Here is a 22725-nt window from a genome sequence, read left to right as displayed (position 1 = left end):
CCCGGTCAACATCAGCGCAGTAGTGTTGCCAGCTCATCGAGCAGTTCACGGGCATCCGCTTCGGTGAACGGCTTCTCGCTTGCATTCGTGGCACGCACCACCGTGCCCCCCGACGAGGCAGCCTCGACGCTCAAGCGCAGGCGCTGTGGCGTTTGACGCACATCGGGACTGAACACGATCGACACGAACCCACGCTCACGTTCCGTCATCGTCATGTAATCGATCAGGAACTCCCCGCTCTGCGGGTTCTCCTCGACCAGCATCTGACGCCCTTCCTGGTCGAAATATTCATTGAGCTGATGGCTGAGCTCGGCCCAGACTCGATCGGTAGATGTGGCGTTCAGCATCAACACCCACTCTTCCCCGTCGCGCTGAATGCTGGGCCCGGACTCCTCGGTATTGCTACGACGCTCACTGGCCAAGGCCGAGTTACTGGCCGTTTGTCCCTGACCTTTCAAGTAGTCGTGCAATGACGACAGGCAGTTTTCGGCGACCGCACCACCCTGAGTGCAACGAACCTCGCTGGCATTGGCGCCGATTCCCTGGCGAACGCGTAGCGTGCCTCGAGACGTCTCCAGCATGCCGCGCTGAGGATCGCTAGACGACACTCTCATACCTTGGCGCTCGACAAAGGCTTCCAGTTGTGGCCAGAGCGTTGCCGGCTCCAGAGAGACCAGTAACCACCGGTCATCTCCCATTTCACGTGCCTCGACAAAATCGCGCAGGGAGCTACCACCCATCGGCTGAGGTCGCGGTGGCTCGAACCGACCGTCTGAGGCCGAACTGAACGTACCGTTGACTGCCGGCACCGGCATTGCATTGCGATAGTCACTGGTATTGCGCGACTCCGGCAACGTCAACGGAGGCGCCATCTCGGCCTCGGTGTAATCGATGTCGCGGTCGTGATAGTAACCCTCATCACTAGCGCAGCCGCTTGCCGCAAGAGCAATCGCCACGACCAGCGGCATCCATTTCAGCGCAGGTTTCATGCATCCACCTTGTGGGTTCGGTTCACGGGCTTGCAGGCACTGCATATCAGGCATCAACGACACCGGCCATCTGCAGAGCCTCACCAACCGTGGAGTGGTACTTTTCGGATAACCATGTCATCGGTAGGCGGATACCGGTATCGACATAGCCCATACGATTGAGGGCCCATTTTACCGGTATCGGATTGGCCTCGATGCCCAGCAGCGTATGCAGCGGCATCAAGCGAGTATTGATCTGATGCGCGCTGTCGGTATCTCCGGCAACTGCAGCCCGACAGAGTTCATGCATCGAACGCGGAGCGACATTGGCCGTGACGGAAATATCGCCATGACCTCCCATCAACATGAAGTCACAGGCTGTCGCGTCATCACCGGAGTAGAGCATGAAATCACTACCCTTGAGACGATCGACGAGCTCCTCGGCACGTTCGAGGTTGCCCGTCGCATCTTTGAGACCCACGATATTGTTCAGCTCGGCCAAGCGGAATACGGTTTCGTTATACAGATCCGAGCAGGTCCGCCCCGGCACGTTATAGAGAATCACAGGCATGTCGGCACCTTCCGCGACTGCCTTGAAATGCTGATACAGGCCTTCCTGAGTCGGCTTGTTGTAATACGGACACACCGACAGGCAATAATCAGCACCGACCTCCTTGGCATAACGTGCCAGCTCGACGGCTTCAGAGGTCGCGTTGGCCCCAGTACCGGCAATGACCGGAATACGCCCATTCACCTCCTCGACCACGGTGCGAATCACGTCGAAGTGCTCGGCGAACGACATGGTTGTCGGCTCGCCCGTCGTGCCTGCGGCGGCAATGCCATCGGTGCCATTGTCAAGATGGAAGTCCACCAGCCGACGCAATGCCTCCCAGTCTATGCTCCCATCCGCCTTCATCGGTGTCGCCAAGGCGACGATGCTGCCTGTGATCATCCTGCTTGTCCTCTACGAATCGTTGGCCGACCTTTACCGATTGGAATGACGTCCAAACTCGCCATCGCATGGCGCCCAAGGGTTAGATGGTACTCAGGCGATGAAAGCCTGTACAGAACTCACTGGCCCCGGCGCCTGCAGTGCAGATGTCTGGTACTTTACAGCAGCGCAGCGGTTGCGTGTAATCTGAGGCTCAGATCGTATCATTCAAGGAGTTTTTGATGAGCGTCAGCGTCGGTCAACCCGTTCCCGATTTCACCGTCTCCGCGACCGGAGACAACACCATCGCCTTCTCAGACCTGCAGGGCAAGCAGGTAGTCATCTACTTCTACCCCAAGGCCAGCACCCCCGGCTGCACCACGGAGGGCGGCGACTTTCGCGACCGCAAAGAGGCTTTCGATGCCGCCAATACGGTGATTCTCGGCGTATCTCGCGACGGTATCCGTGCGCAGGAAAACTTCAAGGCAAAGCAAGCCTTCAACTTCGAGCTGATCTCCGACAAGGATGAGACGCTGTGCCAACTGTTCGATGTTCTCAAGACGAAAAAAATGTATGGCAAGGAACACGTCGGCATCGAACGCAGTACCTTCCTGATCGACACGGATGGCAAGCTGGCCCGTGAATGGCGAGGCGTCAAGGTACCTGGCCATGTCGACGACGTGCTATCAGCCGCCCAGTCGTTGCATGCCGGCTAGCCCTTACTCTTCAGCCAACGCCTCCCGTGCCTTCTGATCACCCCGGTGTTTGATGCCACGCGGCCAGGCGTAGACCAACGCTTTCAACAACGTGGCCAGGGGGATCGCGAAAAAGATCCCCCAGAAGCCCCAGATTCCGCCGAAGAACAGCACGGCCAGAATGATCGATACGGGATGGAGGTTGACGGCCTCGGAAAACAGGATGGGGACCAGAACATTGCCATCCAGCGCCTGCAGCACGCCATAGGCGATCAGCACGTAGACGAACTGGTCACCCATGCCAAAGTGGAAGCCGGCCACTGCAGCGACCGGTAACGTAGCCACTGCGGCTCCGATGTACGGTACCAGCACGGAGAACCCCACCATCACAGCCAACAACGCCGTATAGGGCAACCCGAAATACCCGAACGTCAGAAACGCCGCACATCCGACGATGAAGATCTCGATGAACTTACCACGCACGTAGTTGGCAATCTGATCATCCATCTCCTGCCAGATCCGCGACATCAGCGTGCGCTTCTGCGGCAACAGAGACAGCATGAAGCCGACCAGTCGATCACTGTCTTTCAACATGAAAAATACCAGGATCGGCACCAACACCAGGTAAATGATCAAATCCATCAAGTTACCAAGTGATGCCAGGGACAGGGTCAATGCACGCTGCCCGACCTGGGTGAGTTCGCGACCGGCTACATCGATCCAGTTCTGGATCTGGTCGGGTGTGACGAGGTGCGGGTATCGCTCCTGGATGTCATCCAGAAGCTGCTGACCACTAGCGAACATGCGAGGCGCTTCCTGCACCAAGCTGACCAGCTGATTCCAGATCAATGGCATGAGCAGCAATGCCACAGCCATCAGCAAACCGACGAAACCTAGAAAGACCACCATGACGGCCAGCATTTTCGGTATCCCGATACGCATCAGCCAATTGACGGCCCCTTGCAGCAGAAAGGCGATGACCAGTGCGGTAAAGAACGGAGCCAGCATACGACCGAACCAGATGACGGCCGCAAACCCCAGTATCAGCACCACCAGCAGGATCACCGCCTCTTCATCGGAAAAATAGCGTTCGATCCAGTTTTTCAGGAGTTTGCGGAGAGTCATGCCAGCGGCTCCCCATCCCCCTTGCGAATCCAGTAGTAATATACGTCATCGCGCGTCTCACGCGCCTCCATGACGTGGTCGGTCTGGGCGACGAACGTCTCGAAGTCACGCCAGGAGCCAGCGTCGGTTGCCATGACCTCCAGTACTTCTCCCGCAGACATACGCGAGAGCGCTTGCTTGGCCTTGAGCAGCGGCAGTGGACAGGGCAGGCCACAGGCATCAAGCACATCATCGGGTTGCAGGACCATGCTAACTCCCGGAAAAAGGACCATAATGTCACCGCCGTACGACGCCGACGATACGCTTTCGAAATTTACAGGCACTTTGGCGGAAGAATCAATGTCAAAAGCCAAGTCCTGTCTGCCGTCAGCCGAACCTGCGAGGAGGAACATGAGACGCTTCATTTTTCCTTGTGTCGCCGCCACTGGCCTGCTCATTGTCAGCGCCTTGCCGGTTTTCGCACAAACCAGTGATTATGGCCTGCCACAACTCGGCTCAACCGGCGGCAGCACCGCGACCCAGGAAGAGTACCGTCTCGGACGCGCCTGGCTACGTCAATTCCGCGCCCAGGCACCGAGCTGGCAGGATCCCATCAGCCAGCATTATGTCGAGTCGCTGGTGAACCGTTTATTACCACACAGTGACTTGAGCAATATTCAGCCCCTGGTCACGTTGATCGACAGCCGGCTCTTGAATGCGTTTGCCGTTCCCGGAGGCATCATCGGGGTCAATGCCGGGTTGTTCTCCTTCGCCGACAGCGAAGATGCCTTTGCCTCGGTACTGGCCCACGAACTGGGCCACATTTCGCAGCGCCACCACGCCCGACAGCAACAGCGGGCCGAAGAGACCCAGCTCCCCACCATGGCCGCCCTGCTTGCCGGCATGCTGATTGCCGCCGGCGGTGGCGGACAAGCGGGCATTGCCACTGCCATGGGATCGCAAGCCGCTTTCCTGCAGGATCAGCTGGCCTATTCACGCCGCTACGAACAGGAAGCCGACCGCGTCGGTCTACGGGCCTTGGCCGAAGCCGGTTTCGACCCCAACGCAATGGTCGAGATGTTCCGCTCGATGCAACGCATGGCCAGCTTGCAAGGCGGGAACCCGCCAGAGTTCCTGCTTACGCACCCCGTCACGGAGTCCCGCATCAGCGATACACAAGCACGGGCTGCACAACTGAGCGTATCCAATCGCCGAGACGCTACGCCACAATACGACATGATCCGAGCCCGGGCACTACTGGATTTACACCGCAATGACCCGAACCAGGCAATCACACGCCTGGCCCAGAGCGACCCGGCCCCGGAGGCACGCCGCTATCTCGAGGCACTGGTCAGTGCTGAACGCGGCGACCTGCAAGGCGCACTCAATCGTCTCGACCAATTGGCGACCGAGCTTCCCGACCTGACCATGATACCCGCCACTGCCGTTGAAGTGGCCCTGGATGCAGGTAACCATGAGGAAACCCAAAGCCGTGCCCAGCGTTTACTGCGGTTATTCCCAGGCCATACGCCGACCCAGCTATTGCAGGCGGAAGCCCTGCTGCAAAGTGACCCGGAACAAGCCTACGACCTGCTTCGCAACCTGGCCGATAATCGTCCCGAAGACCCGCAAATTTTCATTCTGCTGACGGAAGCCGCCGGCAATACCGGTCGCAACGGCTGGGGACATCTGGCACGTGCGGAAGAACTGCAACTCACCGGCCGGATCGATCGCGCCATTCGCCAACTCGACATCGCTGACGACGTTGCCACCCGCGAAGGAAACACCAGGCTACTGCAGCGCATCGAACAACGCCGCAAGGATTTCCTCGACTATCGCGAAACCCTGGAGCAGTTCTAAGCCACGAGCATGACAATACCCACGACCTCGTCACGAACTGCACCGCGCGTTACTCAGGAATTGAAGTTGAGCATCCGCTCCAGCGGTTTCAGTGCTCGTTGGCGCAGCCCGTCGTCGACGAGTATCTCGCCGTCCAGGTGGCGCAAAGAGCCCGCCAGATTATCCAGGGCATTCATGGCCATCCAGGGGCAGTGGGCGCAGCTCTTGCAAGTCGCCCCTTTCCCGCCGGTAGGCGCTTCGAATAGCATCTTATCCGGTACGGCCTGCTGCATCTTGAAGAAGATGCCGCGGTCGGTGGCCACGATCAACTGCTCGTTCGGCAGCGACTTGGCGGCCTGAATCAATTGCGAGGTCGAGCCTGTCACATCAGCGATATCAACGACCGACGCTGGCGATTCTGGATGAACGAGCACTGCGGCATCGGGGTAGAGCGACTTGAGGTCCTCGATTCCCTTGGCCTTGAACTCTTCATGAACGATGCAGGCACCATCCCACAACAGCATGTCGGCACCGGTTTTCTCGCGAATGTAATGCCCCAGGTGCTTGTCCGGTGCCCATAGGATTTTTTCTCCGCGAGCCTGCAGGTACTCGATCACGTCGACGGCGATGGAAGACGTGACGACCCAGTCGGCGCGAGCCTTCACAGCTGCTGAAGTATTGGCGTAGACCACTACGGTGCGGTCGGGATGCGCATCACAGAAGGCACTGAACTCATCGGGAGGGCACCCTTCATCCAGCGAACAGGTCGCTTCCAGCGTTGGCATCAATACCCGCTTCTCAGGCGAGAGAATCTTGGCCGTTTCTCCCATGAAACGCACGCCGGCCACGACCAGCGTCGATGCCTCATGGCGAGCGCCAAAGCGGGCCATTTCCAGGGAATCCGCCACACAGCCACCGGTATCTTCGGCAAGCTGTTGAATGGCATCGTCGGTGTAGTAATGCGCCACCAGCACGGCATTGCGTTCATGCAAAAGGCGCTTGATTTCGTCGATACGCGCCTCATCCTCGGCGGGAATCCGCGTCGGGCAATAGGCGCGGGCCAGGTACTCGCGCACCTCGGCTCGAGAGGTCATGATCGTCATCGTGTCTACCACTGCGACTGGCAGGGGCTCCCCCTGCATGGCACCAGATGCGCCTGCCACGGACTCTCTGCCCGAGCGACGCCCCTGACGTAGAACCGTGCGACTCCCGCACGATTTCGCCTGCTATCATTCTAGACCAGAAGTTAGCACGATTTCTCCCTTTTGAGACCAAGAAATCGTAACTGCCGAGTCAGACGGGTAGCACACGACCGGCTGGCGATGCCGCCCAAAGAAAACGCCCCCGGCCATGAGGGGCCGAGGGCGACTATCTGGTGGGTCGTGAAGGATTCGAACCTTCGACCAATTGGTTAAAAGCCAACTGCTCTACCACTGAGCTAACGACCCGCAAAACTAGTGTCCAACAATACAGACAAGAGAGGCGAAGGAGCGCGGCCGAAACGGTATCTGGTGGGTCGTGAAGGATTCGAACCTTCGACCAATTGGTTAAAAGCCAACTGCTCTACCACTGAGCTAACGACCCGCCACCGAATCGGAGGGATATTACCGCTCGCCCTCCAACAGGGCGCACATACTACTGATAACGCCTGCGCCTCGCAAGTCCTATTTCAGTGTTTGCGCCCTTTGGGTTTACGCATGCCCTGTACTGGACGCCGCTTGTTTTTATCGCGGCTCCAGCGATTCTTCTCATCCGGGGTTAACTCCGGCACTTTGCGAGGGTCGAGGCCTGCCAACTGAGAGAGATCGTCGACCTCCTCTTGCGTGAGTTCGGTCCATTCGCCTGCCCTGGCACGCTTATCCAGGAAGATATTGCCGTAACGTACCCGTTTGAGACGACTCACCGTCAGTCCCTGGGATTCCCAAAGACGCCTCACTTCACGATTGCGCCCTTCCATCAGCACCACATGGAACCATGTGTTGATACCTTCACCGCCAAATTCCTGAACATCGGTGAAACGCGCCGGGCCGTCGTCGAGCATGACGCCTTCCACCATGGTCTTGACCTGGGCCTGAGAGACTTCCCCCATCACACGCACGGCATATTCTCTTTCGATCTCCGTGGAGGGATGCATAAGGCGGTTGGCGAGTTCACCATCCGTGGTAAACAGCAACAACCCACTGGTATTGATATCCAGGCGACCGATCGCGATCCAGCGTTCGCCCTTGAGCCGCGGCAAGCGTTCGAACACGGTATGCCGGCCCTCGGGGTCTTTCCGTGTGCACAACTCGCCTTCCGGCTTGTTGTACATGATGACTCGCCGCGGCGTTTCATCGACACCACGCAGCACCACGGGTCGGTCATCGAACAGCACCTTGTCGCGCACATCGATCCGATCGCCCAGCGTCGCCACCTGGCCATTGACCTTGACGCGCCCCTCTTGAATGACACTTTCCATCTCACGGCGCGAGCCCATCCCGGCACGAGCGAGAACTTTCTGCAATTTTTCGGTGGTATTACTGCTGTTCATGGGTCGTCTGACCTCTCAACCTGGGGAGTTTCCGCCCCCGCACGGCCGTCGTCATCGACGCTCGTGCGGGCACGTTCGGCCAGACGGGCTTCAAGATCGGCGAAGCTCAAGCCTGACCGTTCGGACGCCGTCTCGGCGTGTTGCTGGTCGCCGGCCATACCGGCCGTCGTTGAATTTTCCTCCGCTGCCGAGTCCTCATGCTCCTGCGCCAGTTCTGGTGGCTGACCCTCGGCCTTGGTCTCATCGGTATCCAGCGCAGCCACGTCGTATGCCCCGATATCCTTGAGTTCATGCATGGGCGGCAAGGCATCGAGCGTTTGCAGCCCGAAATCATCGAGAAACTGGCGTGTCGTGGCATAGACCGCAGGACGACCGGGGACATCACGATGGCCAACGACACGCACCCAGCCTCGCTCGGTCAACGTGCGCATGATCGATGAACTGACCGTGACGCCTCGCACCTCTTCGATATCGCCACGTGTCACTGGTTGACGGTAGGCAATCAGCGCCAGCGTCTCCAACAGTGCTCGGGAGTAACGTTGCGGTCGTTCATCCCATAATCGCGACACCCAGGGTGAAAAGCGCTGACGGATCCGAACCTGATGGCCGGATGCCGTCTGCACCAACTCCAGTGCACTCTGCATCAGCCGTGACTCGAGACGAGACAACGCATCATCCAGTGCTTGTCGAGAGGGCCGCTCATGTTCATCGAACAGGGCTTCCAGGCGCTCTTTCGACAGCGGTTCCCCTGCCGCCAGCAAGGCGGCCTCGAGAATCCCGTCGAGTTGGCCAACCGGATCATTCATCATCATCATCCGCTCTGCCGCTGAAGGCCTCTCTAGCCAGGAACGGATCCTCGCCAGTATCGTCAATCTCGGTCTCCACCGTTGACGAAGCATCCGGTGTCGACTCGAGACGCGCCCTCACATGGATCGGCGATAACGGCGCATTCTGGACAATCTCGATCATGGCCTCCTTGGACAGCTCCAGAATCGCCATGAACGTCACGACGACGCCGGCCCTTCCTTCGCTCAGCGTGAACAACGATTCAAACGGGGTAAAGCGTTCTCGTTGCAACCGATCCATGATCTTGAGCATGCGATCACGCGTGGACAGGACCTCCCGGCTGATCTGGTGCGACTGGGAGAGTTCCACCTGCTTAAGGACTCCAGCCAACGCCCGGAGCAGTTCATCCAGCTCGACATCCGGATGCACCACGCGCGTTTCCAGTGTCGGCAGACCCGCCTGGGGCGAAAACCAGTCACGCCCTTGCCTCGGCAATTCATTCAGAGACTCGGCAGCGGATTTTAACTGTTCGTACTCCTGAAGGCGACGGATCAATTCAGCGCGTGGATCGCTCTCATCATCCTCATCGTCCCCCTTGGGTGGACGCGGCAACAAGGTGCGGGACTTGATCTCGGCCAACATCGCGGCCATCACCAGGTAGTCGCCGGCAAGTTCGATCTCCATCGCCTTCATCAACTCCACGTACTCGATGTACTGATGAGTGATGGCAGCAACATCGATACCGAGAATATCGAGGTTCTGGCGGCGAATCAGATACAGCAGCAGATCCAGCGGCCCCTCGAACGCTTCCAGGAAGACGCGCAGCGCTTCGGGGGGAATGTAAAGATCCTCGGGGAGCTCCGTTATTGGCTTATCGAACAGACGGGCCAGTACGGCCGCCTGTTCGACCGATGTCGTCGACGCAACGTACGCTTCGCTGACCGCGTCGTTCACATCAGGCTCCTCACCCTACCCAGACACGAGCATTGCGGAACAACCGCATCCAGGCACCATCCTCAGACCAACCGGCGGGACGCCAGGAATTGGTAACCGCTCGAGCGACACGCTCGGGGTGCGGCATCATGATGGTGACCCGGCCATCCTGCGTCGTCAGCCCCGTTATACCCGCTGGAGAGCCATTGGGATTGGCCGGATAACGGGTCGTCGCCTGACCATAATTGTCCACATACCTCAGCGCGATCTGCTCACTGCCCTGCATGCGACGCAGCCGCCCACTATCCTCGAAGGCGACTCGTCCCTCACCATGCGCGACCGCGATGGGTAGACGCGACCCTTCCATGCCAGACAACAGGATCGAGGGACTATGCTCGACCTGAACCATCGACACCCTAGCTTCAAACTGCTCCGACTCGTTACGCACGAACCGGGGCCAGTGCTCTGCCCCAGGTATCAAGGACTTGAGCTGAGCCAGCATCTGGCAACCATTACAGACACCGAGCGAAAAGCTGTCGTCGCGGACGAAGAAAGCGGCAAACTCGTCTCGGGCACGCTCGTTGAACAGCACCGACTTGGCCCAACCCCCTCCAGCTCCCAGGACATCGCCATAAGAGAAGCCGCCACACGTCACCAGCCCCTTGAAGGCATCCAGGCTGACACGCCCTTGTAGAATATCGCTCATATGGACGTCGACCGATTCGAAACCAGCCTGATCGAAGGCCCAGGCCATCTCCGTCTGACCATTGACACCCTGCTCGCGCAGTATGGCCACCGCAGGACGCGCCAAATTGATGAACGGCGCAGCCACATTGTCTTCGACCGCAAAACTGGGCTCGGCCGAGAGGCCGGGATCGCGATCATCAAGCAGGTTGTCGAATTCGCTCTTGGCGCAATCGGGGTTATCGCGCAATGCCTGCATACGATAACTCGTCTCGCTCCACGTACGTTGCGTCAGTATGCGCGTGGTTTCCAGCAATGGCTCTTCGAACAGCGTGACACGCACCTGGTCGTCGTAACGCGGCCGGGCAATGACGCCACAGATATCGAGCCCTGCCGCCGCCAATTGGGTAAGCACGAACTCCGTGTCAGTACGCCGTACCTGAATCACCGCCCCCAACTCTTCGGCAAACAGGGCATCGACGGCTTCATAAGGCTCATCGATCAGCCAATCGAGCTTGATCTCGAGACCGGCATGAGCCGCAAAGGCCATTTCCAGCAACGTCACCAGCAAGCCGCCATCGCTACGGTCATGATATGCCAGCAATTTGCCATCGGCATTGAGCCCCTGGATCACCGAGAAGAACGCTTTGATATCTTCCGGATCGTCTACATCCGGGCAGCTATCGCCTACCTGACCATAGACCTGTGCCAGAGCCGAGCCACCGAGCCGGTTCTGACCGCTGCCCAGATCGATGAGAATCAGGTCGCTCTCATCTTGCTCCATACTGATCTGCGGCGTCAGCGTCCGCATGGCATCGCTGACGGGCGCAAAGCCGGTCACGGCCAGGGAGAGCGGCGCAGTGACCCGTTTATCCTCGGCCTCCCCCTGATCGTTGATCTCCTGCCAATCGGTACGCATCGACATCGAGTCCTTGCCAACGGGAATGGCAATGCCGAGCGCCGGACACAATTCCATACCCACGGCATGCACAGCGTCATACAACGCTTGATTCTCGCCCGGATGATCGGCGGCACTCATCCAATTCGCCGAGAGTTTGACGTCGCTGAGATGTTCGATGGGGGCCGCAGCCAAATTGGTGAGCGCTTCGGCAACCGCCAGGCGAGCGCTAGCGGCAGGGTCGATCAGTGCTACCGGAGGGCGTTCTCCCATCGCCATCGCTTCTCCGGCATGGGTGTCGAAGCTGGCCGTCGTCACGGCACAGTCAGCAACCGGAACCTGCCAAGGCCCCACCATCTGGTCGCGCGCCACCTGCCCCGTGATAGAGCGATCGCCGATGGTGACCAAGAAGCTCTTCGACGCCACGGTAGGGAGACGCAGCACGCGATCCAGCGCCTCTCTAAAATCGAGATTATCCAGCATGATACCGGGTAGCTCACGAACCTCCCGGCTAAACTCACGCTGCATTTTGGGCGGTTTGCCGAAGAGCACGCTCATCGGCAGGTCTACCGGCCGGGTGTCGAAGTGACCGTCATTCACTGACAGGTGATGCGCTTCAGTCGCTTCGCCGACCACGGCATAGGGGCAGCGCTCACGCTGACAAAGCGCTTCGAATATTTCCATATCCGCGGCGGCAACCGCCAATACATATCGCTCCTGGGCTTCGTTGCACCAGATTTCCAGAGGGCTCATCCCAGGCTCGGCATTGGGTACGGCACGCAGCTCGAACCTGCCTCCGCATCCCCCATCCTTGACCAGTTCCGGCAGTGCATTGGACAAACCGCCCGCCCCGACATCATGGATGAAACGAATGGGGTTGCCATCGCCCAGTGCCCAGCAACGATCGATGACTTCCTGGGCTCGGCGCTCCATTTCCGGGTTGCCTCGCTGCACCGACGCAAAGTCGAGATCCTCGCTGGAGCTGCCCGATGCCATGCTTGATGCCGCACCACCGCCAAGGCCGATCAGCATCGCCGGGCCCCCCATGATGATCAGCTTGCCGCCGACCGGGATATCGCCTTTCTCGACGTGTTGCGGGCGAATGTTGCCGTAACCGCCCGCCAGCATGATGGGCTTGTGATAGCCGCGGCGCTCGACACCTTCGCTCCCCACGGCATCCTGTTCAAAACTGCGAAAGTAGCCTGTCAGGTTGGGACGTCCGAACTCATTGTTGAACGCCGCGCCGCCGATGGGCCCTTCGAGCATGATATCGAGAGCCGACTGGATTCGATCGGGCTTGCCGTAGTCGAAGGCTTCCCAGGGTTGGACGAACTCCGGAATCCGCAGGTTGGAAACACAGAAGCCCGTCAACCCCGCCTTGGGCTTGCCGCCAATGCCGGTTGCGCCTTCATCGCGGATTTCCCCGCCAGCCCCCGTTGCCGCACCGGGGTGAGGAGCGATGGCAGTCGGATGGTTATGGGTTTCGACCTTCATCAGTATGTGAGCGGATTCACGTTCGCTCACATAACTGGCCCGTCCATGCGAGGCTCCCGTCAGTGGCGTCGGAAAGAAACGCCTCGCCTCCTTTCCCTCGATGACCGCTGCATTGTCGCTATACGCCGAAAGGACACCCTGCGGAGCATGCTCGAATGTATTCTTGATCATCTTGAACAGCGAGTCCGGTTGGGGCTCGCCATCGATAGTCCAATCCGCATTGAAGATCTTGTGGCGACAATGTTCGGAATTGGCCTGGGCGAACATCATCAATTCGACATCCGAGGGATTGCGGGCCAACGCCTGAAATGCCTCGACGAGATAATCGATCTCGTCCTCGGCTAGCGCCAGCCCCAATTCGGCATTGGCGGTTGCCAGAGCCTTCCGACCGCCAGCCATGATATCCACCTGCCCCAGAGGCGCAGGCTCGTGGTGGGCAAACAGCTTGGCAGCATCCGAGGTATTGGCCAGGACCGACTCCGTCATCCGGTCATGAATCGTGGCGACGATCGCCTCGAAGGCCTCCTCCGACAAGGGCCCACTCAACTTGATCCGGTACGCAATGCCTCGCTCCAACCGACGTACGCATGTCAAACCGCAATTGTGGGCGATATCGGTGGCCTTGGAGGACCAGGGGGATACCGTGCCCAATCTGGGTACCACGACGAACCGATGCCCTTCACGACCTTCCTCAACAGCGGGCTCACCATAATCGAGCAACCGATCGAGCACCTGACGATCGGCATCGGAAAACGCATCATCATGATCGATGAAGTGGATATATTCAGCATGCAGGGAGTCGATATCGGGGACATGAACCCGCAGTGCGGCCAGCAACTTGGCGTGACGGAAGGCAGAAAGGGCAGGCGCACCTCGCAGTTCGAGCATGGTCGATCAAGCCTCTGAAAACGAGCATGAATGAGGGCCGCAGCTAGCGACGATAAATCGCCATGATACTGGAAAGCGACAGTCACGCGAAATGGACGGGATGACAGCCTGGCATCAGGCAGTTATGGTAAGCCGTCTTCCCGCAACTCCGTATCGACATGCCCAAGGCCCTGCTGTCCCATCTGCTGCACTATCGTCGATGGTATCTTCTGCCATGTTTCACGCTTTTGCTGGCACTGATACCCGACCGGCAGTTTTCCCATAACAGCCAACACCTTGCCGATATCAAGCAGAGGGATTTCCTCAGCGTATTCACCCGCAACACGCCTACGACCTACTACGAAGGCCGTCACGGCCCGACTGGGTTCGAGTACGAGTTACTGCAGCGGTTCGCCGATTATCTCGGCGTCAGCCTCTCCATGGAAACCCGTAGCGATATCCAGGGAGTACTGGACGCCGTGCTTGAAGAGCAAGGCGACCTCGGTGCAGCAGCGTTGCCGCTCGACCCGGCCGACCCTGACCTGATCTACAGCCAGCCCATCCTCAGGCTGCAGCCACTGGTGGTCTACAGCCGCGAGCTACCACCCGTCACGGAGCCCGCCGATTTGATCGGTCTGGAAATCGCCACCATACGGGGATCGGGCACGAGCATGGCATTACGTAAACTGCAGGATGCCATGCCGGAACTGACCTGGCATGAGGCCACGGAGGTCGAAGTCGCTGATCTGCTGGGTTTCATCGAAGAAGGACGGTTCGATGCAGCCGTGATCCATGCCCATGATTTCAAATACAACCGTTTATTCTTCCCCGGCGTGGAAGACGGTTTCACGCTGGGCGAACCCTTGAGCATGAGCTGGGCCTTTCCCGCCGATCAAGGTCTGGGGTTACAACAGGCCGCTAACCGCTTCCTGAGTCAACTCAAGAACGACGGCATACTCGATGAATTGATCAGTCGCCATTTCGGTCACGACGACTACCTGGAATATGTCGGTGCGCGACGCTTCATTCGTCACGTGCGCGAACTCCTGCCCAAGTTTTCCGATCTGTTCCGCGAAGCCGCCCGGGAGACCGGTTTCGATTGGAAATTGCTGGCGGCACTGGGTTATCAGGAGTCCCATTGGGACCCCGAAGCCACGTCCCCGACCGGTGTCCGCGGCCTGATGATGCTAACCAATCCGACCGCCGAGGAAGTGGACGTCGATAACCGTCTGGACCCCGCTCAAAGTATCCATGGCGGCGCTCGCTACCTGCGAGAAGTGATGGAACGACTGCCCGAAGAGATTGAAGAACCCGATCGGCTATGGATGGCGCTGGCAGCCTACAATGTCGGGCTGGGCCATCTCTATGATGCCCAGGAGATTGCTGAAATGCGCGATGGCGACCCCAACCGGTGGGCCGATGTCCGTGAAGCGCTACCCCTGCTGCAGAACCAGAAATGGCATAGCCGTGTCAGCCACGGCTATGCCCGCGGCGGCGAACCCGTTGTCTATGTCCGCAACATTCGCCGCTACTACGAAATCCTCAACTACGTCGACCGTAGCCAGCAACAATTTTACCAACTCGACGAACCGCCTCCCAACGACAACAACCACCTTTTCGACACCGTACCACCGATACTGTAAACGCGGGATCATGTCCCGTCATGACCGGCGGCGCTCGTCAAAGAAGGCACGCAGCAGTTTCGAAGCCCGCGGTGCCAGAACGCCTCCCTGAACGACGACAGAGTGATTGTGCCAAGGTTGCGCCACCAGGTTGGCTCTGGATTCGACCATCCCCGTCTTCGGTTCGACCGCCCCATAGACCAAGCGCGACACGCGCGCATGGATGATCGCTCCGACGCACATCAGGCACGGCTCAAGCGTCACGAACAGCGAGCAATCATCGAGCCGGTAGTTCCCCATACAGGCGGCAGCATCCCGCATGGCGCAGATTTCGGCATGCGCACTCGGGTCGAGGTGGCTGACCGGCGCATTGTAACCTTCGCCGATGATGACTCCGTTCGCATCCACGACAACGGCGCCCACTGGCACCTCACCGGCAGCGAACGCCAGACGCGCTTGGTCCAGCGCCCGATGCATGTAGAATTCGTCACTACGCATGACGACGCCTCTATCGACTCAGGACTAAAGATCAAGGAACCCTATCATGTCACACGCGCTAGATAACCTGGTCGCTCTGTTGGGCCTGGAAATGATCGAGGAAAACCTGTTCCGCGGTCACAGCCAGGATCTGGGGTTCCCTCAGCTATTCGGGGGACAGGTGCTGGGGCAGGCACTATCAGCCGCCAGTCAGACCGTCATCCCGGAACGCCAGGTTCACTCACTGCATGGCTACTTCCTGCGCCCAGGGGACGCTGCACGCCCCGTGGTCTATCAAGTCGATGCCGTGCGCGATGGCGGCAGCTTCACGACTCGACGTGTCACCGCCATTCAGTACGGCAAGCCCATCTTTTTCTGTAGCGCCTCCTTTCACGGCTGCGAGGGCGGCCACCATCACCAACTGGCCATGCCCGGTCTCGATGACCCGGATACGCTCATCGCCAACGGTGCCAATGTACAACGTTTCGACGGCCACCCGATCGAGTTTCTGCACATCGATGACGACACCGGCAACAGTCACGATCATCCACCGCAAAAAAGGTTCTGGTTCAGGCTGGCAGGACATCTTCCCGATGACCCGGCACTCCACCGGTACCTGCTGGCCTACAGCAGCGACTTCCACCTGCTGACTACCTCGCTGGTGCCACACGGCATCGGTTTCCGAGACCCCAACCTGCAGATCGCCAGTCTTGATCATGCGATCTGGTTTCATCAGGATGTCCAGGTCAACGATTGGCTGTTGTACGACATGGACAGCCCTTGGGCAGGAGGTGCCCGAGGCTTCGCTCGAGGCAGTATCTACGATCGCCAGGGGCGCCTGGTTGCCTCATCTGCCCAGGAGGGACTGACTCGACTCCGGAATCAATGAGGATTACACCACCATCCAGAGCCCTTGCAGGAAATAGAACGCGCCAATGGCGGTGACGATCCAGCGGGTCCAGTAACGGAAGTTGGCATCGGTCAAGCGACGCAGGACCGCATTGCCCGAGCGAGTTCCCAGGATCGCGAAAGGGACTGCCAGCAGCACCATGCTCCACTGGCCGACACTCAGGATCAGAGCCGCCTGCCAGTAGAACACGATCTTGATGCTATGCGAGATGACCTGCACTGCGGCCTTGGTCGCCACGACCTGGCGGCGATCCATGTGGGTGCGGATGAAGAACAGATCGATGGTGGGTCCTGATACGCCTGCCGCGATGGTCAGCCCTCCGGCGACGACACCGCAAGCCAAGGCGTGTCCCGGACGCGCGGCATCGAACCGGAACCACGCTTTGGGAATCCATACCAGGATCGGCATCACGCCAATCAGTAGTGATACGATCGCCGTATTGGGCGTGTAGCCGATCAGCGCCAGCGTCATTGCGGCCAGCGCGCCCCCCGACGCAATGACCGCCACGATGCGCCAGTCGATGAAATGTCGAGAGAACCAGGCCCGCGACCCATTGGCGCACAACTGGATCACACCATGGACGACGATCGCCGAAGTGGCAGGCAATACCAGGAGCAGACACCATAACAGGATCAGTCCGCCTGCCATGCCGAAGACCCCCGAGAGGGCGGAAGTCACGAAAACGACGGCCCATAGGCCGAGGGTAATGGCAACCGACACACAGCATCCTTGATTGGCGCGCCTGGTGGCAGACGCGAATGTCAACGGCGGCATATTAGCATTGTTTCAGATCCGTGACAGGTCCTCCACGATGTCGATCGATTGCCTGCGTGGCGCTAACGTTAACCTTGCAGGCGATCCGAGGCCCTTTAGACCCATCCCGTGTCGCCATTCCAACGGTGTCGGCACCGTTCGCATCCTGACAGGGAGATCATCATGCCCCCTATCACGCCTCCCAGCATGGTGGATATCGTCGATGTCGCACCACGCGACGGATTCCAGTCGATCCACGATCCGCTTCCGACCGCCGACAAGCAGCGTTGTATCCAGGCGCTGATCGATGCCAGCGTGACACGCCTGGAAATCGGCTCGTTTGTCAGTCCGAAGGCGCTGCCACAAATGGCCGATACCGGTGACCTGGTTGCGGCCTTCGCCAATCGTCCCGGTATTCGCTTCGCCGCTCTGGTACCGAACCTGAAAGGGGCGGAACTGGCACTCGAGCATGGTGTGCGCGACGTGGTCTTCGTGGTTTCGGTATCCGAAGCCCACAACCAGAACAATGTGCGTCGCAGCGTCGACGAGTCCCTGAAAGAACTCGCCGCCATTGCCAAGCGCCTGCAGGAGGCCGGCAACAGTTATCTGCGACTCGATCTGGGCACCAGCTTCGACTGCTCGTTCGATGGTCGGGTCGACTGGCAGCAGGTGGACCGGGTGATGAATACCGCCCTGAATCACTGCAGAGGGCTGGATCTGGAGGTGGCGTTATGCGATACCACCGGCCGGGCGACCCCCTATCAGGTCGCCGATCATTTCACGCGGCTGCGTGAGCGGCATGACTACGAGAGGTTGAAATGGGCCTTTCACGGCCACGATACCTACGGCATGGGCATCGCCAATGCGCTGTTCGCGATCCATCACGGCGCCTCGGCCATCGATGGTTCTTGTGCCGGTCTGGGCGGCTGCCCGTTCGCCCCCGGTGCCACCGGTAATACCGCCACCGAGGATCTGATCTATGCACTCAACGGCGGTGGTGTCCACACCGGCATCGACTTGCCTCGCTTGCTGACGGCGGCGGACAGGATCGCCGCACTGCCCGGCGGCAAGACAGCTAGTCATTTACGCCATGTCCCGCGGGAACGTGTCAGTTGAGGCGAACCGGCATGCCAAGCGGTAATTTGACAATCGTTCATTCCAGCCTCTATACCCAGAATGAACCCGCTCGCCACGTTTCGTCTCAGCAACTACTGCGAACAGCGTAGCACGTGGTCTATCGCGGCTACGGTGGGACATGCCGGCTTGTATGCCCATTCAGAAGGAGTGTGGTATGGCCAATAACGCTAATGACTCAAGGGACACCTCGCAGCCACCCCAGGATCGCATCAACCCCCTCGTCTTCTATGGCTCGACCATCGGTATCGTCGTCTTCGCTCTGTGGACGATGTTTTTCACACAATCTGCCAGTGCAGTGATCAATGCCGTGCTGACCTGGATTTCCGATACCTTCGGTTGGTTCTATTTCGTAGCCGTCGTTGCCTATCTGGTGTTCGTCATCGCTATCGGGCTATCGCGCTACGGCAAGCTGAGGCTGGGGCCGGCACATTCGACACCGGATTTCAACGTGGTCACCTGGGCTGCCATGCTGTTCTCCGCCGGCATCGGTATCGATCTGCTGTTCTTCTGTATTGCCGAGCCGGTCACCCAGTTCCTGGCACCGCCGGAGGGCGATCCCAAAACCGTGGCAGCCGCCCGGCATGCCATGGAACTGACATTTCTTCACTGGGGTCTGTCGGGTTGGGGCATCTATACCTTGGTCGGCATGTCATTGGCCTTCTTCAGCTACCGCCACGGACTTCCCCTGACCATCCGTTCGGCGCTTTACCCCATCTTCGGCAAGCGCATCAACGGTGCCATCGGCAACACCGTCGATATCGCCGCCGTTCTGGGCACCATCTTCGGCATTGCCACCAGCCTTGGCATCGGCATCATCCAGCTCAATTTCGGCCTCGACTACATGTTCGGCATTCCTGAAAGCACAGCCACCCAGGCGGCATTGGCGATCATGATCGTGGTGTTTTCCGCCATTTCGGCAGTCACCGGCGTCGACAAGGGCATCCGACGGCTCTCCGAGTTCAATATGCTGCTGGCGCTGTTACTGATGCTGTTCGTGCTGTTTTCCGGGCAGACCCTGTTCCTGCTCAATGCCCTGGTGCTGAACGTCGGCGACTACCTGAGCAATTTCGTCAGTCTGTCGATGAATACCTATGCCTTCGATCCACCCTCCGACTGGCTCAATGCCTGGACCGTGTTCTTCTGGGCCTGGTGGATCGCCTGGGGGCCTTTCGTTGGGCTGTTTCTGGCCCGGATCTCGCGAGGGCGCACTATTCGCCAGTTCGTTGCCGGCACCTTGATCCTGCCACTGTCGTTCATGATGGCGTGGATGTCGATCATGGGGAACAGCGCCATCGAACTGGTCATGAACGACACCGGGGTCGCCGAATTCGGCCAACAGGCCATGGAGAACCCCGGCTCATCGATCTATCTGTTCCTGCAGAGCTATCCCGCCGTCGCCTTGACGACCGGCGTGGTGACCGTGCTGGCGATCGTGTTCTTCGTGACCTCGGGTGACTCCGGCTCACTGGTATTATCGAACCTGACCTCGATACTCACCGATCCCAACCACGACGCACCTAGCTGGATGCGCATTCTCTGGGCGGCCATCATCGGCATCCTGACCCTGGCCTTGTTGATGGCCGGCGGACTGGGGGCATTGCAGAGTGCCGTAGTCATCATGGGGCTGCCCTTCGCCTTCGTGCTCTTCTTGATGATGATAGGACTGTTCAAGGCGTTGAAGGTGGAGGGACTCAAGGAGGACAGCTTCCACGGCAGCATGGCAGGCCATTTGTCCGGCCGGACCGATGCGGGCGAAGGGGCTGCCCGCAACTGGCGGCAACGACTGGCCCGTGCCGTCAGTTTTCCCAGCCACGAGCAGGCACGACGCTTCCTGCAAGAGGTCGGCAAGCCGGCCATGGAGGAAATTCGTGAGGTGCTGAGTGAAAAAGGGTTCCCGGTCGATATCGTTGAAGGTGACGGAAAGAATGAGCACCTGGCCCTGAATGTGGATCTGGGCGGCGAACAGGATTTCACCTATCAGATCTGGCCACGGCGCTGTGCCATGCCAGCCTTCTCGATTCGTGCCACACGCGCGGATTCCCATTATTACCGCCTCGAGGTGCATATCATCGAAGGCGGACAGGGCTACGACGTGGCCGGCTACTCCAAGGAACAACTGATCGCCGATATTCTCGACCAGTACGAGCGTCACCTGTTCTTCCTGCATCATCAACGGGAACTTCCCGGCGGTGACACCATCATGCCGGACGATCCCACGACGGCAGGACGCTGAGACAAGGAGAGATGTCATGACCGAGACGCGCTTCGACCGGACTTGCGACTATGTCATCGTCGGCTCCGGCTCGGCCGGCGCCGTTCTGGCCGATCGCTTGAGTGCCGATGGTCAGAACGAGGTGCTGGTGCTGGAATTCGGCGGCAAGGACAACTCCATCTATATCCAGATGCCCACCGCCTTTTCCATCCCGCTCAACAAGCCACGCTTCGACTGGGAGTTCTATACCGAGCCGGAGCCGGGCCTGGCGGGTCGCCGCATTCATCAGGCCCGCGGGAAAGTCATTGGCGGGTCCTCTTCCATCAATGGCATGGCTTACGTGCGTGGTTGCGCCGGGGATTTCGAGGAGTGGGCCGAACTGGGGGCCGACGGCTGGAACTATGCCGATGTGCTGCCCTACTTCAAGCGGGCCGAGGACTGCCTGTATGGCACAGACGACTACCGCTCCACCGGCGGCCCCCTGGGCGTCTGCAATGGCAACAACATGAAGAATCCGCTGTATCGCGCCTTCATCGAGGCAGGCCGACAAGCGGGCTATGGTGAAAGCCAGGATTACAACGGCTACCGTCAGGAAGGCTTCTGTCGCATGGACATGACGGTGCGTGATGGCGTGCGCGCCTCCACCGCCAATGCCTATCTCAAGCCGGCCCTGAAGCGCTCCAACCTGACGCTCGAAATGCATGCGCTGACCACGCGACTCCTGATGGAAGGCAAGCAGGCCGTCGGCGTCGAATACCGTCAGCATGGCAAGACGGTTCGCGTCCAGGCGCGGCGTGAAGTCATCCTCTCCGCCAGCGCCTTCAACTCCCCCAAGCTGCTGATGCTATCCGGCATCGGGCCTGCGGAGCATCTCAGGGCGCATGGGATCGAGGTGGTTCACGACCTGCCCGGCGTCGGAGAAAACCTGCAGGATCATCTGGAAGTCTGGGTCCAGCAGAGTTGTAGACAGAAGATCACCCTGAATGGCTGGCTCAACCCGCTGGGACAGTTATGGATCGGTGCGCGCTGGTTCTTCTTCAAGCAAGGCCTGGGGGCCAGCAACCAGTTCGAATCCAACGGCTACATCCGTAGTCGGGCCGGGCTGAAGTACCCCGACCTGCAGTACCACTTCCTGGCGGGCGCTATCGCCTACGATGGCTCCAGCGCCGCCGAGGGGCATGGTTTTCAGGTTCACCTGGGCGCCAACAAACCCAAAAGCCGAGGCCGTGTCCGTCTCAAGTCGAGCGATCCGGCTGCCCCGCCGGAACTCGTCTTCAATTACCTGCAAGCAGAAGAGGATAAACAAGCCTATCGCAATGCCTTGCGGCTGACCCGCGAGATCTTTGCCCAGCCCGCCTTCGACCCCTACCGGGACGAAGAACTCTCCCCTGGCAAGGACGTGCAGAGTGACGACGAGATCGACGACTGGGTCGCCCGCACCGCCGAAACCGCATATCACCCCTGCGGTAGTTGCCGCATGGGAACCGACAGCATGGCGGTGGTCGACCCCGAATGCCGAGTGCACGGCATCGACAACCTGCGCGTCGTCGACTCATCGATCATGCCCACGGTCACCAATGGCAATATCAACGCCCCGACCATCATGATCGGGGAAAAAGGAGCCGATCACATCCTGGGACGGGAACCACTGGCACCCTCCAATGCGCCTGTCTTCGTCGTCCCGGCGTGGGAAAGCCGGCAACGCGAGGGAGAACCCCAACGCTGAATACCACAACGACACTATCGAGGAGGGCACAGGCCCCCAGTACAGCGACCTGACCCGCGATGTGGAACGGAAAACCCGCGACAACATGGCAGCCATGCAGATGCCCGATCATTGCGACAATGAGCCTACGACCCCGGGTCACGGCCGGTATCCTTCAGG

Annotated in this window: 18 protein-coding genes and 2 tRNA genes; 7 read left to right on the top strand and 13 right to left on the bottom strand. The window is 59.4% G+C overall.

Annotation, left to right across the window (positions count from 1 at the left end; genetic code table 11):
* Positions 1–11: 11 nt before the first annotated feature.
* On the bottom strand, positions 12–989 hold the full coding sequence (locus tag FVV99_RS07810) for an outer membrane protein assembly factor BamC (RefSeq protein WP_161598977.1): 978 nt from the start codon (positions 987–989) through the stop codon (positions 12–14).
* 46 nt (positions 990–1035) lie between these two features.
* Positions 1036–1920 (bottom strand): 4-hydroxy-tetrahydrodipicolinate synthase, encoded by an 885-nt coding sequence (dapA, locus tag FVV99_RS07805; RefSeq protein WP_148253482.1) that lies wholly within the window; start codon positions 1918–1920, stop codon positions 1036–1038.
* 221 nt (positions 1921–2141) lie between these two features.
* Here dapA and FVV99_RS07800 point away from each other — a divergent pair, with 221 nt between their 5' ends.
* Positions 2142–2615 carry a peroxiredoxin gene (locus FVV99_RS07800; protein WP_148253481.1) on the top strand — a complete coding sequence of 158 codons (474 nt, stop codon included), beginning with the start codon at positions 2142–2144 and terminating at the stop codon, positions 2613–2615.
* A gap of 3 nt (positions 2616–2618) precedes the next feature.
* On the opposite strand, the gene FVV99_RS07795 is transcribed toward FVV99_RS07800, so the two are convergent.
* Positions 2619–3719, bottom strand: a complete 1101-nt coding sequence (locus tag FVV99_RS07795) for an AI-2E family transporter (protein ID WP_148253480.1) — start codon at positions 3717–3719, stop codon at positions 2619–2621.
* Entirely contained in the window at positions 3716–3967 is a 252-nt protein-coding gene (locus tag FVV99_RS07790) for a sulfurtransferase TusA family protein (RefSeq protein WP_148253479.1), read from the bottom strand. Before FVV99_RS07790 ends, FVV99_RS07795 begins: the two co-directional genes overlap by 4 nt.
* 142 nt (positions 3968–4109) lie before the next feature.
* On the opposite strand from FVV99_RS07790, the gene FVV99_RS07785 reads away from it, so the two are divergent.
* A complete protein-coding gene (locus FVV99_RS07785) occupies positions 4110–5558 on the top strand; it encodes a M48 family metalloprotease (RefSeq protein WP_148253478.1) in 1449 nt (482 codons plus the stop codon).
* Positions 5559–5611: 53 nt separating this feature from the next.
* Here the strand turns inward: FVV99_RS07785 and nadA are convergent, their stop codons facing one another.
* The 7 genes from nadA to purL all read right to left on the bottom strand — a co-directional run bounded on the left by nadA (position 5612) and on the right by purL (position 13750).
* The gene (nadA, locus tag FVV99_RS07780; protein WP_148253739.1) at positions 5612–6640 is read right to left on the bottom strand and encodes a quinolinate synthase NadA; all 1029 of its coding nucleotides are present in this window, start codon (positions 6638–6640) and stop codon (positions 5612–5614) included.
* A 270-nt stretch (positions 6641–6910) separates the two neighbouring features.
* A tRNA-Lys gene (locus tag FVV99_RS07775) sits at positions 6911–6985 on the bottom strand.
* Between the two features lie 61 nt (positions 6986–7046).
* A tRNA-Lys gene (locus tag FVV99_RS07770) sits at positions 7047–7121 on the bottom strand.
* Between the two features lie 85 nt (positions 7122–7206).
* Entirely contained in the window at positions 7207–8067 is an 861-nt protein-coding gene (gene rluB / locus FVV99_RS07765; protein ID WP_148253477.1) for a 23S rRNA pseudouridine(2605) synthase RluB, read from the bottom strand.
* Complete coding sequence (gene scpB, locus FVV99_RS07760; RefSeq protein ID WP_148253476.1) at positions 8064–8873, bottom strand: SMC-Scp complex subunit ScpB; 810 nt, start codon at positions 8871–8873, stop codon at positions 8064–8066. Before scpB ends, rluB begins: the two co-directional genes overlap by 4 nt.
* A complete protein-coding gene (locus FVV99_RS07755) occupies positions 8866–9807 on the bottom strand; it encodes a segregation and condensation protein A (RefSeq protein ID WP_148253475.1) in 942 nt (313 codons plus the stop codon). The genes scpB and FVV99_RS07755 overlap by 8 nt, the downstream gene beginning before the upstream one ends.
* A gap of 10 nt (positions 9808–9817) precedes the next feature.
* Positions 9818–13750: a phosphoribosylformylglycinamidine synthase gene (gene purL / locus FVV99_RS07750; protein ID WP_148253474.1), complete on the bottom strand. Its 3933-nt coding sequence runs from the start codon at positions 13748–13750 to the stop codon at positions 9818–9820.
* Between the two features lie 158 nt (positions 13751–13908).
* On the opposite strand from purL, the gene mltF reads away from it, so the two are divergent.
* A complete protein-coding gene (gene mltF, locus FVV99_RS07745; protein WP_148253473.1) occupies positions 13909–15372 on the top strand; it encodes a membrane-bound lytic murein transglycosylase MltF in 1464 nt (487 codons plus the stop codon).
* An 18-nt stretch (positions 15373–15390) separates the two neighbouring features.
* On the opposite strand, the gene tadA is transcribed toward mltF, so the two are convergent.
* Positions 15391–15849 (bottom strand): tRNA adenosine(34) deaminase TadA, encoded by a 459-nt coding sequence (gene tadA, locus FVV99_RS07740; protein WP_148253472.1) that lies wholly within the window; start codon positions 15847–15849, stop codon positions 15391–15393.
* Between the two features lie 46 nt (positions 15850–15895).
* Between tadA and FVV99_RS07735 the strand changes: the two genes are divergently transcribed.
* Positions 15896–16717 carry an acyl-CoA thioesterase gene (locus FVV99_RS07735; protein WP_148253471.1) on the top strand — a complete coding sequence of 274 codons (822 nt, stop codon included), beginning with the start codon at positions 15896–15898 and terminating at the stop codon, positions 16715–16717.
* A 3-nt stretch (positions 16718–16720) separates the two neighbouring features.
* Here FVV99_RS07735 and FVV99_RS07730 read toward each other — a convergent pair whose 3' ends face one another.
* A complete protein-coding gene (locus tag FVV99_RS07730; RefSeq protein WP_148253470.1) occupies positions 16721–17458 on the bottom strand; it encodes a sulfite exporter TauE/SafE family protein in 738 nt (245 codons plus the stop codon).
* Positions 17459–17674: 216 nt separating this feature from the next.
* Here FVV99_RS07730 and FVV99_RS07725 point away from each other — a divergent pair, with 216 nt between their 5' ends.
* The 3 genes from FVV99_RS07725 (at position 17675) to betA (ending at position 22566) form a co-directional block, all read left to right on the top strand.
* Positions 17675–18607, top strand: coding sequence for a hydroxymethylglutaryl-CoA lyase (locus FVV99_RS07725; protein WP_148253469.1), 933 nt, complete (start codon positions 17675–17677; stop codon positions 18605–18607).
* A 175-nt stretch (positions 18608–18782) separates the two neighbouring features.
* Entirely contained in the window at positions 18783–20861 is a 2079-nt protein-coding gene (gene betT, locus FVV99_RS07720; protein ID WP_148253468.1) for a choline BCCT transporter BetT, read from the top strand.
* A 16-nt stretch (positions 20862–20877) separates the two neighbouring features.
* Entirely contained in the window at positions 20878–22566 is a 1689-nt protein-coding gene (betA, locus tag FVV99_RS07715; RefSeq protein ID WP_148253467.1) for a choline dehydrogenase, read from the top strand.
* Positions 22567–22725: the final 159 nt, after the last annotated feature.

Origin of the sequence: Aidingimonas lacisalsi, assembly GCF_008079445.1 — a bacterium.
In the GTDB taxonomy this organism is placed as follows: Bacteria; Pseudomonadota; Gammaproteobacteria; order Pseudomonadales; family Halomonadaceae; genus Aidingimonas; species Aidingimonas lacisalsi.
Note: the sequence above shows the minus strand (reverse complement) of the source record. Positions and strands in the feature narration are given on the sequence as shown.